Source organism: Promicromonospora sp. NPDC060271, assembly GCF_042726755.1.
In the GTDB taxonomy this organism is placed as follows: domain Bacteria; phylum Actinomycetota; class Actinomycetes; order Actinomycetales; family Cellulomonadaceae; genus Promicromonospora.
Genome location: NZ_JBHXBG010000001.1, coordinates 30,656 through 43,167 on the forward strand (window position 1 = coordinate 30,656; position 12,512 = coordinate 43,167).

Annotated in this window: 12 protein-coding genes; 10 read left to right on the plus strand and 2 right to left on the minus strand. The window is 72.7% G+C overall.

Features of this window, described 5'->3' with window-relative positions; all coding sequences use genetic code 11:
* Position 1 precedes the first annotated feature (1 nt).
* Positions 2–958: a zinc-binding dehydrogenase gene (locus ACFWE2_RS00140; RefSeq protein ID WP_377222169.1), complete on the minus strand. Its 957-nt coding sequence runs from the start codon at positions 956–958 to the stop codon at positions 2–4.
* A gap of 163 nt (positions 959–1,121) precedes the next feature.
* Here ACFWE2_RS00140 and ACFWE2_RS00145 point away from each other — a divergent pair, with 163 nt between their 5' ends.
* From ACFWE2_RS00145 to ACFWE2_RS00175, 7 genes are all read left to right on the plus strand, one after another.
* Positions 1,122–2,000, plus strand: a complete 879-nt coding sequence (locus ACFWE2_RS00145) for a GNAT family N-acetyltransferase (protein ID WP_377222170.1) — start codon at positions 1,122–1,124, stop codon at positions 1,998–2,000.
* Positions 2,001–2,077: 77 nt separating this feature from the next.
* Positions 2,078–2,497 (plus strand): CBS domain-containing protein, encoded by a 420-nt coding sequence (locus ACFWE2_RS00150; protein ID WP_377222171.1) that lies wholly within the window; start codon positions 2,078–2,080, stop codon positions 2,495–2,497.
* Positions 2,498–2,517: 20 nt separating this feature from the next.
* Entirely contained in the window at positions 2,518–3,660 is a 1,143-nt protein-coding gene (locus ACFWE2_RS00155) for an aromatic acid exporter family protein (RefSeq protein ID WP_377222172.1), read from the plus strand.
* A gap of 54 nt (positions 3,661–3,714) precedes the next feature.
* Positions 3,715–4,320: a flavodoxin family protein gene (locus ACFWE2_RS00160; RefSeq protein WP_377222173.1), complete on the plus strand. Its 606-nt coding sequence runs from the start codon at positions 3,715–3,717 to the stop codon at positions 4,318–4,320.
* Positions 4,321–4,438: 118 nt separating this feature from the next.
* Positions 4,439–4,855 (plus strand): CBS domain-containing protein, encoded by a 417-nt coding sequence (locus ACFWE2_RS00165; RefSeq protein WP_377222174.1) that lies wholly within the window; start codon positions 4,439–4,441, stop codon positions 4,853–4,855.
* 7 nt (positions 4,856–4,862) lie between these two features.
* Positions 4,863–6,257, plus strand: a complete 1,395-nt coding sequence (locus tag ACFWE2_RS00170) for a cytochrome P450 (protein ID WP_377222175.1) — start codon at positions 4,863–4,865, stop codon at positions 6,255–6,257.
* Positions 6,257–6,673 carry a DUF6098 family protein gene (locus tag ACFWE2_RS00175; protein ID WP_377222176.1) on the plus strand — a complete coding sequence of 139 codons (417 nt, stop codon included), beginning with the start codon at positions 6,257–6,259 and terminating at the stop codon, positions 6,671–6,673. The genes ACFWE2_RS00170 and ACFWE2_RS00175 overlap by 1 nt, the downstream gene beginning before the upstream one ends.
* A 9-nt stretch (positions 6,674–6,682) precedes the next feature.
* Here the strand turns inward: ACFWE2_RS00175 and ACFWE2_RS00180 are convergent, their stop codons facing one another.
* Positions 6,683–7,870 (minus strand): ROK family protein, encoded by a 1,188-nt coding sequence (locus ACFWE2_RS00180; RefSeq protein WP_377222177.1) that lies wholly within the window; start codon positions 7,868–7,870, stop codon positions 6,683–6,685.
* 90 nt (positions 7,871–7,960) lie between these two features.
* Here ACFWE2_RS00180 and ACFWE2_RS00185 point away from each other — a divergent pair, with 90 nt between their 5' ends.
* From ACFWE2_RS00185 to ACFWE2_RS00195, 3 genes are read left to right on the plus strand one after another with little or no spacing between them, the layout of a single operon-like run.
* Positions 7,961–10,702, plus strand: coding sequence for a hypothetical protein (locus tag ACFWE2_RS00185; protein WP_377222178.1), 2,742 nt, complete (start codon positions 7,961–7,963; stop codon positions 10,700–10,702).
* Entirely contained in the window at positions 10,702–11,592 is an 891-nt protein-coding gene (locus tag ACFWE2_RS00190; RefSeq protein ID WP_377222179.1) for a carbohydrate ABC transporter permease, read from the plus strand. The genes ACFWE2_RS00185 and ACFWE2_RS00190 overlap by 1 nt, the downstream gene beginning before the upstream one ends.
* Before the next feature lie 11 nt (positions 11,593–11,603).
* Positions 11,604–12,485, plus strand: coding sequence for a carbohydrate ABC transporter permease (locus ACFWE2_RS00195; RefSeq protein ID WP_377222180.1), 882 nt, complete (start codon positions 11,604–11,606; stop codon positions 12,483–12,485).
* Positions 12,486–12,512: the final 27 nt, after the last annotated feature.

Here is a 12,512-nt window from a genome sequence, read left to right on the forward strand (position 1 = left end):
GTCAGGGCACCAGCACGATCCGCCCGAACACGGTGCCCGTGTCCATCTGCCGGTGCGCCTCGGCCGCCTGGGCCAGGGGCAGCACGTCGTGCACGACGGCGTGCAGCTCGCCACGCGCCGCGGCGGCGAACTGTTCGGCCCGGACGGCGTCCCGGGCCGGTGCCGGCACCGTGTCGAGGCTGAACGTCGCGACCGAGCGGGACTGCTGGAACGTGCTCAGGAGCCGAGCGCCGAAGTCGGCCGACGGGAACCCGGCGACTGCGCCGACCAGGACCAGCCGTCCGTTCGGCGCGAGCCGGTCCAGGAACTCGGGGGTATCGGGCCCGCCGACGATGTCGATGACCACGTCGAACGACGCGGGGGCGTCCCCGCTGCCGGAGCGGTCGAGCACATGTGTCGCCCCGAGATCGGTCAGGCGGCTGCCGCGCTCGGCCGACGACGTCGTCACGGCGACCGCGCTCGCGCCGCCCCGTGCCGCGAGCTCGACGGCCGAGATGCCTATGCTCCCCGCCGCGCCGCGCACGAGGACGGACTCCCCGGGCGTGAAGTGCGCGTGGGCGAGCGCGAAGTGCGCCACGGTCGCCGAGCTGCCGAGGGTCACCGCGTCGATCGACGACAGCTCCTCGGGAAGCGCGACGACGTCGTCCACCCGGACGACGGCATGCTCGACGTAACCGCCGGTGCCGCCTGTGAACGCCCAGACCCTACGGCCTAGCCAGGACCCGTCGACGTCCGCCCCGACGGCGGTCACCGTGCCGGCTACCTCGCTGCCGGGGATCAGTCCCTCGGTGAAGCCGTAGCCGGTGATGGTGCCGCGCCGGATGACGGCGTCGACCCCGCCCACCCCGATCGCCTCGGTCTCGATCACGAGCTGCCCTTGCCCGGCGGCGGGGACGGGGAGGTCCGTCACCGTCATGCCGCTCGGGTCTCCGAACCGCTCGATCGTCACTGCTCGCATCGTTCGTCTCCGTTGCTCTGTTCGTGGTTCCTGCGCCGGCGACGGTAACGGACGGGGGCGTCCACTTAGGCGAACTGAGAGACGGCGGCCGCTGATTGCCCCACTTGAGCGCCGTGCGTACGGCGAGTTCCGGTCTCCGCAATCTCTGACTAAAGTCAGAGACATGACCCTCGTCGACACCGTCCGTCGTTTCAACCGCAGCTACACCCAGCGCATCGGCGCCCTGGACGAGTCGTTCCTCGGCACGGGCCGGCCGCTTGGCGCGTCACGCCTCCTCTTCGAGGTGGGGCCCGACGGCGCGGCGGTCCGGGAGCTGCGCGAGCGCCTGGACCTGGACTCGGGCTACCTGACCCGGCTCCTGTCCCGGCTGAGCGACGACGGGCTCGTCGAGGTGCTGCCGGACCCGGCTGACCGGCGTCGGCGGATCGTGCGGCTCACCGCCGTCGGGCAGGCGGCGTACCGCGAGCTGGACGAGCGCTCCGAGCAGAAGGCGCGCACGCTGCTCGAACCGCTCACCGAGCGGCAGCGCGCCCGCCTCGACGAGGCGCTCGGCACCGCTGACCTGCTGATCCGTGCGGCGACCGTGCACCTGCGCGTCGTGGACCCGGTGAGCGACGCGGCCACTGCGGCGCTGGGGGAGTACTACGCCGAGCTCGACCGCCGCTTCTCGGGCGGGTTCGTGCCCGACCCGCCGCAGCAGGGCGCCGACGCGCTGCGTGCGCCTGGCGGCGCCTTCGTGGTCGCGACCAGCGACGGAGCCCCCGTGGCCTGCGGCGGGGTGCGGAGGTTCGATGCGGTCACGGGCGAGATCAAGCGGATGTGGGTCGCGTCGAGCTGGCGCGGCGCCGGCCTGGGCACGCGGCTGCTCCGGCGGCTGGAGAGCGAAGCGATCGGCCTGGGCTGCTCCCGCATCGTGCTCGACACCAACAGTGCGCTGACCGAGGCGATCACGATGTACGGCCGGGCCGGCTACCGCGAGATCGCCCCGTACAGCCAGGACAACCCGTACGCGCAGATGTTCTTCGAGAAGCCGCTGGGCTGACCGCCCCGGGATGCGAGCTGGGCCCCGGCGCGACACGGTGAACGCCTGGCAAGCAGAACCGAGGGAAGGAGCGAGACATGGCTCAGCAGACAGTCGCAGACGTCATGACCCCGGCACCGACCACGATCGGCATGTCCGAGACGCTTGAGACAGCCGCCCGGACGATGGCGGCCCAGGACGTGGGTGCGCTGGTCGTGCAGGCGGGCCCGACCACCGTCGGCATCGTCACCGACCGGGACCTCGTGGTCCGCGGTCTGGCCGAAGGACTCGGCCTCGAGGCGATGGTCGGGGAGGTGGCGAGCGAGGAGCTGCTCTCGATCGGCCCCGGCGTCCCCGTGGAGACGGCGGTGGAGCTCATGCGGGTCGCCGCCGTCCGGCGCATCCCCGTGATGGACGGGAACGACGCGGTCGGCATCATCTCGATCGGCGACCTCGCGATCGAACGTGACCCGTCCTCGGCACTGGCCGAGATCTCCGACGCGGAGCCGAACGGCTGAGCGCCGCGCAGGTCCGGGACATGGTCGACTCCCGGCTCCCGCCGGCGGTGGTCCGCCCGGCCGGCGCGCTCTCGGCCGTGCACCGCGCCTGGCTGAGCCACCCGCGCTGGTCGCTGGCCGCCAAGGGCGCGCTGGCGGCCAGCCTCGCCTGGTTCGTCGGGCTCCTCGCCCCCGAGCCGTTCTCCCAGTACCCGTACTACGCGCCGCTCGGCGCCGTGCTCGCCACCACCAGCACGGTGGTGCGCTCGGTGCGCGACTCCCTCCAGTCGGTCGCGGCGGTGCTGGCCGGCGCGCTCATCGCCCGGACGGTGCACCTGCTGCCGCTGCCGGGGCTCGTCGAGCTCGCGCTGGTGGTGGGCCTGGCGCTGCTGTGCGTGGGCTGGCGGATCTTCGGCGACATGGGCAGCTGGACCGTCATGGCGGCGATCTTCGTGCTCATCCTCGGCAGCGGCGGGGACGGCGACGGCATGGAGTTCATCGGCTCGTACGTCGGGCTGATCCTGGTCGGCGCGTCGATAGGGATCGCCGTCAACCTGCTGCTCCCACCGCTGCCGCTCACCCCGTCGGAGCTGGCGCTCGGCCGGCTGCGCGACGGGATGGCCGATCAGGTGGAGCTGCTGGCGAACTGGCTCGAGGACAGGGGGACGCTCGATCCCGACGAGTGGGAGCGACGCCGCCAGCAGCTCCTGCCGACCGTCGAGGGCGCACGTGCCGCCGTCGCCCGGACGCGTGAGGCGTCGCGTGCCAACCTGCGCGTGCGATACCGGGGCAACGAGTACTGGGTGGCGTCCCAGACCCGCCGGGCCGGCGCCCTCGGCACGTCGGCCGAGGTGGTCGACGAGACAGTGCGCCTGCTCGTCGAGTGGGAACGGGACGGGCGCGAGGAGGTGGCGCTCGGGCAGCGGCTCAGGCCCGAGTTCGCCGCCACCCTGCGGGCGTTCGCCACCGCCCTGCGCGCCGCCGCCACCCGGGACGTCGCGGACCGGGCAGCGGCGGGAGCCGCCCGCGACGAGGCGGCCGACGCCGTCGCCGGGCTCGACCGCTCCGTGGAAGCGCTCCGCGACGTCGTCCGCACGGCCCAGCGCGCGTCCGAGCAGGACTACTTCGTCGCAGGCGCCCTGATCATCAACCTCGCGCGCGGCGCCGACGCCCTGCGCCTCTGACCGCCCGACCGACCCGGCCCGACCTGCACCCACCCGATCAGACCAGGAGGTCCCATGAAGGCCCTGTTCGTGAGCTGCACCCTCAAGAAGTCCCCCGAACCGTCCAACACCGAGGCGCTCGCCGCAGTCGTCGCGGACGCACTCCAGGAACGTGACGTGACGGTGGAGCACGTCCGGCTCGCCGACCTGGACATCCCGCCCGGAGTGGTCACCGACCTGGGCGACGGCGACACCTGGCCCGGCGTCCACGCACGCCTCCTGGACGCCGAGATCCTCGTCGTCGTCACCCCCACCTGGGTCGGCCGGCCCTCGTCCATGGCGCAGCGCATGCTCGAACGCATGGACGCGATGCTGTCCGAGACGGCCGACGACGGCACCCCTGTTGCCTACAACCGGGTGGCCGGGGTCGTCGTCACCGGTAACGAGGACGGCGCGCACCACGTGATCTCCGAGATCAGCGGAGGGCTGGCCGACATCGGCTACACGATCCCCGGCCAGGCCTGGACCTACTGGAACCAGGGCCCCGGCCCCGGCGCCGAGTACCCCCAGACCGAGCACGGCCACGAGTGGTCGCACAGCACCGGGCGCCTCATGGCGCACAACCTGCACGCGGTCGCGACGGCGCTCGCGGCCCGGCCGGTCCCGCCGCCGCCCAGCTGAGACAGCGGACAGCTTGCCCAGCCCGGGACAGCAGGGATGCGAGCGGCAGGCCACCGGGGCATGGTGGAGAGGTCGGTGAAGCAGCCCGCCGTCGGCCCTACCGAGTCAGGAGTGCGACATGGTCCAGACAGTCGCAGATGTCATGACCCCAGCGCCGACCAACGTCGACGCGACAGACACGATCGAGGCAGCCGCCCGCGCGATGGCCTCCGAGGACGTCGGTGCGCTGATCGTCCAGTCCGAGTCCCGGATCGTCGGCATCATCACCGACCGGGACATCGTGGTCCGCGGCCTCGCCGAAGGGCGCGGCCTCGACGCGACGGTCGGCGAGATCGCGAGCGACCAGCTCGTGACCGTCGGCCCCGGCGACCCCGTCGCCACCGCCGTCGAGGTGATGCGTGACGCCGCGGTACGGCGCGTACCGGTGATGGACGGCGACACGGCGGTCGGCATCGTCTCGATCGGCGACCTCGCCGTCGAGCGCGACCCGTCGTCGGCGCTCGCGGACATCTCCGAGGAACCGCCGAACCGCTGAGCCGGCCATGAGCTCGACGTCCGCGGCCCGCACGCCCGCCCACCGCACACGTATGCCCACGCCCGCCAACCGCACACCCGTCGACCTCAGCCCGGGAGAGGCCGCACGGGTCGTCGGCCAGGTGCTCGCGCCGCTGGTCGCCCAGGGGGCGATCATCCGGCGGCCGCGTGCGACCGCGTGGGCGGAACGGCACCAGGCTGACCGCACGGCGCGAGCCGTCCTGGGTGGGCTGCGGGACCGGCACGACCGCGCCCCGCTCGTCCTCGGCGTGGGGCCGCGGCGGTTCGTCGTGGTCACGGAGCGGGAGGACGTGCGCCGCCTGCTCGAGGACTCGCCCGAGCCGTTCTCGCCGGCCACGAGGGAGAAGCGTGGCGCGCTCGCGCACTTCCAGCCCGAGGGTGTGCTCATCTCGTCCACCACCGAGCGCTGGCACCGCCGGCCCTTCAACGAGCACGCGCTGCAGATGGACCAGCCGGTGCACGACGACGGTGCCGCCTTCGTCGACGCCGTGCGCCGCGGCGTGGTGGACCTGACCAGGCGGCTCGACTCGTCAGGGCGGTTCGACGCCTACGCCTTCCACGAGGCGTGGTGGGGCATCGTGCTGGAGGTGGTGCTCGGCACGAAGGCCCGCGGGGACCGTGAGCTCGTGGCGATCCTCAACGCCTTGCGGCGCGATGCGAACTGGTCGTGGCTGCGCCCGAGACGCACGCGGCTCCGCGAGGAGCTGGACCGCCGGATCGCGTCCTACCTGCGCGCGCCGGAGCCCGGCTCGCTCGCCGCCTCGGCCCACCGGAGCGGCCCCGCGACGGCGGTGGGGCAGGTGCCGCACTGGCTCTTCGCGTTCGACGCGGCCGGCGCGGCCGCCTTGCGGGCGCTGGCGATCGTCGCCGCGCGGCCCGAGGTCCGCGAGCGCGTGCTCGCGGAGGCGGGTCAGGGCGGCTCCGCGGCGTCGTGGCAGGCCGGACCGGGCCCGGCGCTCCTGCCCTACACACGGGCCTGTGTGCTGGAGTCGGTGCGCCTGTGGCCGACGACGTTCGTGGTGCTGCGCGAGTCCACCGGTCCGACGACCTGGGGCCGGCGGATCCTGCCCGCGCACACGGGGTTCGTCGTCGTCAGCTCGTTCTTCCACCGCGACCCGGCCGGGCGGCCGCACGCCGACGCGTTCGTCCCGGAGGCGTGGCTGGACGGCCGCAACGACGCCGACTGGGGGCTCGTCCCGTTCAGCGGCGGGCCCGCCGCGTGCCCGGGCCGGAACGTGGTGCTGCTGGTCGCGAGCCACCTGCTGGCGCGGCTGGCGACGCGGGACCTGCGCGTGGCCCGTTGGCAGTACCTGGCCCGGGACCCGCTGCCCGCCACCGTGGACCACCTGGGCCTGCGCTTCCGGACGGCGGGGAGCGCCTGATGCTGCCCGGTGTGCCGCACCTGCGTTCGCTCGCCGAGGTGGCGGAGCTGGTCGAGGCGGTGTCGCCGCTCTACGTGCGGTTCAGCGAGGGTCCGGTGGCCGACGCCGCCACGGCGAGCCGGGACCACGAGAGCGGGTGCCTGCTGCCCGGGCTCAGCGTCAACCCGCTGACGCCGGAGCCGTGGTGGGACCGGAAGCTCGAGCACTGGCTGGCGCGGCAGCTCTGCCAGTATGCCCACCTGCTGGCGCCCGACCGGTACCCGTGGGCGCTGACCGGCGAGATCGCGGGCCGCGGGCCGGACTGCGAGCCGTTGCTGGTCGCGACCACCGCCGTCGCGACCATCGACCAGGCGGTGGTCGCCGAGGCCGCCGAGACGTACGAGCGAGAGTTCCGCGCCGGGGCGGACGGGCGGTGAGGGCGCCCGTCACGACCTGCCGTAGTGCGTCACGAAGTCCTCGACGGCGCAGGCCGCCGCGCCTCGCGCCCAGTCGACGAACCGCAGGGGCCGCAGCTCGATGGCGGAGCGGGCGGCCGACCCGAAGGCCCGCTGCTCGAACGCGGCGCGCACGTGGGGGTCCATGACGTCGTAGTCGCGCTCGTCGTCGGCGGGCTCCGGGCTGCTGCCGATGGCCTCGCCCGTGATGACGATGTGCTGGGCGCCGAGCAGGTTGGCGATGGTCGCGATCCCGGTACCGACGGCGCTGCCGGCCTCCGCGAGCACCCGGACGGCGTCCGGTTGGCCGGAGCGGGCGAGCTCGGCGACGTCGCCGATGCCCAGGCCGGGGAACCCGGCCTGCGCCATGCGCTCCAGGATCGAGGCGGACCCCGCGACGGCCTCGACGCAGCCCCGGTTGCCGCAGTGGCACAGCGGGCCCTCGGGGTCCACGAGCACGTGCCCCACCTCGCCGGCCACGCCGAAGCTGCCGTGCACCACCTGGCCGTTGACCAGCAGCGCGCAGCCGATGCCGGTACCGACGGTCACCAGCGCCAGCGAGGACAGTCCCCGCCCCACGCCGTACCAGCGCTCGCCGGTCAGGAGCGCTCGGACGTCGTTCTCGACGGTGGTCGCCAGGCCGGTGCGCCGCGCCACCTCCGCGCCGAGCGGCACGTCCCGCCAGCCCAGGAACGGTGAGTAGGCCACGTGGCCCGAGGCGGCGTCGACGTCGCCGGACACGGCCAGGCCGACGCTGCCGACCTCGGGACGCCCGGCCCGCAGGCGCTCCACGAGGTCGGCGACCTGCGCGACGACGGCCTCCGGCCCGTGGTCGCCGACGGGCACGGTGAGCTCGTCCAGCACGCGGCACCGCAGGTCGCACAGCACGCCGAACAGCTCGTCGGCCGTGACCTTGATGCCGATCACCAGGTGCGCCTGAGTCCGCACGGTCACCACCGTGGCCGGCCTGCCCAGTGCGCCCTCCGTCGACGCGCGGCCGCCGGTCTCGTCCAGCAGCCCCGCCTCCAGGAGCGGCCGCACCGCCCGGGTGATGGCGCCCGGCGTCAGCCCCGTGTCGGTGGCCAGGGCGGTGCGCGACGCGTCGCCGGTCATGACGAGCTGCTGCAGGACGCGGGTCCCGGCCGGGCTCAGCGTCGGCGCCTGGGGTCTGGCGGGCATGCGCCGACTCTAGCCGCGCGACTTAATTGACAGCAACAAAAAAAGACTGTTGAGTGTGCCGCACCCAGCAACGTCGCCGGAGGAGCCTCCATGTCAGTCATGTCCGAACCCGCCCGGACCCGCAGAGCCGCCCGTTCGTGGCTCGCCGTGGGCCTGGCCCTCGCCGTCGTCGGCACCGTCGGTGTGGCGCCCGTGACGGCCGCGCCCCTGTCCGTGTCCGACACCAAGCCGTCCGCGGCACAGCCTTCCGCCACCGTCGAGGCCGAGGCCACGCAGGTGGTCCTGGACGGCGCGAGCCGGTCCGGCTGCTCGTCCTGCTCGGGCGGTGGCAAGGTCGGCAGCATCGACCCGTCGTCCACCGTGACGGTGCCGGGCATCCTCGCTCCCGAGGCGGGCTCGTACGACGTCACGCTGCACTACCTCAGCGGCGACGACACCCGCGCCCTGACCATGACGCCCGACGGCGGCGACACCGTCGCCGTGCCCGTCGCGTCCACGGGCGGCTGGGACCGGGTCGGCACCGTCTCGGTGACCCTGCCCCTGCACGCCGGCGAGAACCGGCTGACCATCGGCGCACCGGCCGGTTCGCTCGGCCCCGACCTGGACCAGGTGGTGGTCGCCGGCGCGACCGCGAAGGACTACGCGCTCACCGATCCGGCGGCGGCCGACCCGGTGCCCGTCGACCCGACCCCCGCCGCCCCCGCCCGCAGGCACGTCACGCTGCGGGGCGGCGACGTCGTCGTCGACTACTCCCTGTCCAGCGGCACCGCCGACGCGCGGTGGGGCCGGCACCAGGCGGTGACCGGGTTCTACAGCGGAGTGCGCCTGGGCGACGACTTCGTCACCACCAAGCGGTACGACGGCGCCTGCCGGCTCACCGGCACGCGGACCGTCACCTGTGCCAAGCCGGGGCTGCCCACGCTGCGGCAGGTCTTCGCGTTCGACGGCGACCGCTCGTTCTCGGTACGGCTCGACGTCACCGGCACGGACGGCCCGGTCACCACGTCGATGATGGTGCCGGTCATGACCGACCGGCCCGGCTCGGTGGACCTGGGGCACGACGGCGACAACCGGATGCTGCTGGTCCCCTTCGACAACGACCACTGGGTCCGTTACGAGACGCCCGCCATCGAGGACGTCACGCCCGCGCAGCGCAGCTTCGAGGTCACCTCGTTCCTCGACGACGTCTCGCGCACCGGCCTCGTGGTCGGCTCGCTGGACCGGGACACCTGGAAGTCCGGTGTCGTGGCCGACGGGAACGCCGACGGCGGGCTCGACCGGCTCCAGGCCGCTGCGGGCCTGACCGACTGGAGCTACGACTACGGCGACGGCCTGAACAGGTACCAGTTCAACCGCGAGCTCAAGCCGCACGCTGACGTCAGTGGCACGACGGTGCGCTCGCCGCGCATGTTCGTGGGCTACTACGCCGACTGGCGGGAGGGCATGGAGACGTTCGGCCGGGCGGCAGCCGAGGTGGCGCAGTCGCGCACGTGGTCGGACGGCACGCCGTTCGGGTTCAACAGCTGGGGCGGCCTCGGCGCCCGCGGGGGCGACGCCGCCGTCATGGACGAGGTCTCCGAGTTCCTCGCCGAGGAGACGCCCGCCTTCCGCAACACCCGGTCGGCCAAGGGTCCGTACGTCGGCGTCGACTCCTACTGGGACAAGATGCTCGCGCCCGAGTACTCGTTCGAGGACCCCGACACCTCCTGGGCGGAGCTCGAGCAGTACGTCGCGGACGTCAAGGCGCGCGGCCAGGAGCCGGCCCTCTACTTCCAGCCGTTCGCCAACTTCTGGAAGGAAGGGCTCGACGAGCGCATCGGCGGCACCAAGCTCTGCGACACCTGCGAGAACCAGACCTACCGCGAGATGGCGCTGAAGGTGAACGGCGTGCCGGTGAACATCGACGGGGCCTGGGCGCTCGACCCGACCAACCCCGGCGTGCAGAACCGCGCCAGGACCGCGCTGGGCAAGTTCCGCGAGCTCGGCGTGCGCTACGTCAAGCTCGACTTCCTGACCCACGGCTACGTCGAGGCCGACGACTGGTTCGACGAGTCGGTGCACACGGGCCAGCAGGCATTCCGCCAGGGCATGGCGCAGGTCGTCGACGTCGTCGGCGACGACATGTTCGTCGACCTGGCCATCTCGCCCCTGTTCGCCTCCGAGTTCGCCCATGCCCGCCGCATCTCGTGCGACGTGCACGGCGCGCTGAACAACTGGCACCCCACCCAGCCCGACCGCTACCAGAAGAGCACCGAGTACCTGCTCAACTCCCTGACCTACGGCTGGTGGCTCGACGAGGTCTACGCCTTCAACGACGGCGACCACGTCCAGTTCGGCAACTACGAGTACGACGGCAACGCCAACGCCTACCTGCTCGACGACCCGTACCCCAGCATCTGGCCCGAAGGGCAGAACCGGGCGCGCGTCACCTCCGCCGTCATCACGGGCATCTACCAGGTCAGCGAGGACCTGACCGCCACCGGCCACCCCGTCATCAAGCAGCGGGCGCGCGACCTGCTGCAGAACCAGCGGATCAACCGGATCGCCGAGATCGGCCGGTCCTTCGCCCCCGTGCAGGCGGGCCCCGACCGGTTCACGGCCGCCGACACGTTCGTGCTGCGCGACGGCGCGACCACCTACGTCGCGGCGTTCAACTACGGCGCGTCCGCCCGCACCACCGACGTCGCCCTGCGCGACCTCGGCCTGGGCGGCGGCCGGTACGAGGTCACCGAGCTGTGGACCGGGCAGCGGAGCCACACCACCGGCCGGATCCGGTCCGCCGTCCCCGGCGAGGACGTGCGCGTCTGGGCCATCACCAAGGGCAGGCACTGATGGCACAGGCCCTCCGCCGCTGTCCCCGCACCGAGCTCTGGGCCGCGCTCGGGATGATCGCCCCCGCGGCCGTCGGGTTCGCCGTCTTCTACCTGTACCCGACGCTGCGCGGCGCCTACCTGTCGCTCACCGAGTACAACGTGCTCGGCAGCCCGGTCTTCGTCGGCCTGCGGAACTACCTCGACATGGCGCAGGACGACGTGTTCTGGAACGCCGTCCGCGTCACGCTCCTGTACGTCGTGCTCAACATCGGGCTCCAGACGGTCCTCGCCGTCGGCCTCGCGGTGCTCATGCACCGGCTCACCACGTCGGTGCTCATCCGCGGCAGCCTGCTGCTGCCGTACCTCATCGCCAACGTCGTGGTCGCGCTGCTGTGGTACTGGATGCTCGACTACAACATCGGCATCGTCAACGCGGTGATCGACGCCGTCGGGCTGCCCAAGGTGGCGTTCTTCGGGGACGAGGCCTGGACCATCCCCACCATCGCAGCGGTCAACACGTGGCGCCACCTCGGCTACACGGCGCTGCTGGTGTTCGCGGGCCTGCAGATGATCCCGCGCAGCGTGTACGAGGCGGCGTCGGTCGACGGCGCGGGGGAGTGGCGCACCTTCTGGCGCATCACCCTGCCGCTGCTGCGCCCCGTGCTGGTCCTCGTCCTCGTCATCACCGTCACGGGCGCCTTCCAAATCTTCGACACCGTGGCCGTGACCACGTCCGGCGGGCCGGGCAACGCCTCGCGCGTGCTGCAGCTCTACATCTACGAGCAGGCGTTCGAGCGCGGCCACTTCGGCTACGCCTCGGCCATGTCGGTAGTCCTCTTCCTCATCCTCGCCGGGGCGGCATTCGCGCAGATGCGTCTGCTGCGCGCCGGCGAGTCCGACCTCTCCTGAGCGGAGCGCACATGCGTACACGGATCACCTGGGGACGGGCGCTCGCCTGGATCGTCCTGTGGTTCTTCGTCCTGGCCACCGTGCTGCCCTTCTACTGGATGCTGCGGACCGCGCTGTCCGACAACCACGCCCTGGCCGCCCAGTCCTTCTCACCGCTGCCCGCCGACCTCACGCCGGGGCCGTTCGAGCGGGTGTTCGGCCTCGCCACGCCCGAGGAGGCGCTCGCGGAGGGCGGGTCGGGCGGGTCGCTGAACTTCTGGCTCTACCTGCGCAACTCGCTCGTGGTCGCCACCGGCATCACCGTCTTCCAGGTCCTGTTCTCCGCGATGGCCGCCTACGCGTTCTCCCGCCTGCGGTGGCGCGGACGCGACGCGTGGTTCGCCGTGTTCCTCGGCGCGCTCCTGGTGCCGCCGATCTTCACGTCGCTGCCGAACTTCCTGACGGTCAAGTCGCTGGGCCTGCTCAACACCCTGCCCGGGATCATGCTGCCCAGCCTCTTCATGACGCCGTTCGCGATCTTCTTCATGCGCCAGTTCTTCCTCGGCATCCCCCGGGAGATCGACGAGGCGGCGATGATCGACGGCGCCCGGCCGTGGCGCATCTTCTTCCGGATCATCCTGCCGATCTCGGCGGCGCCGGTCACGACGCTCGGCATCCTCACCTTCATCAACTCCTGGAACGACTACTTCTGGCCGCTCCTGGTGGGCCAGACGGAGGAGTCCAAGGTGCTCACCGTCGCGCTCGGCGTGTTCCGGTCCCAGACGCCGCAGGGTGCGCCGGACTGGGCCGGCCTCATGGCCGCGTCGCTCGTGGCGGCCCTGCCCATCGTGATCCTCTTCGCCGTCTTCGGCCGCCGGGTCATCAACTCAATCGGGTTCTCGGGGATCAAGTAGCCCCGGCTTCCCGCCAGCCCTGCCCAG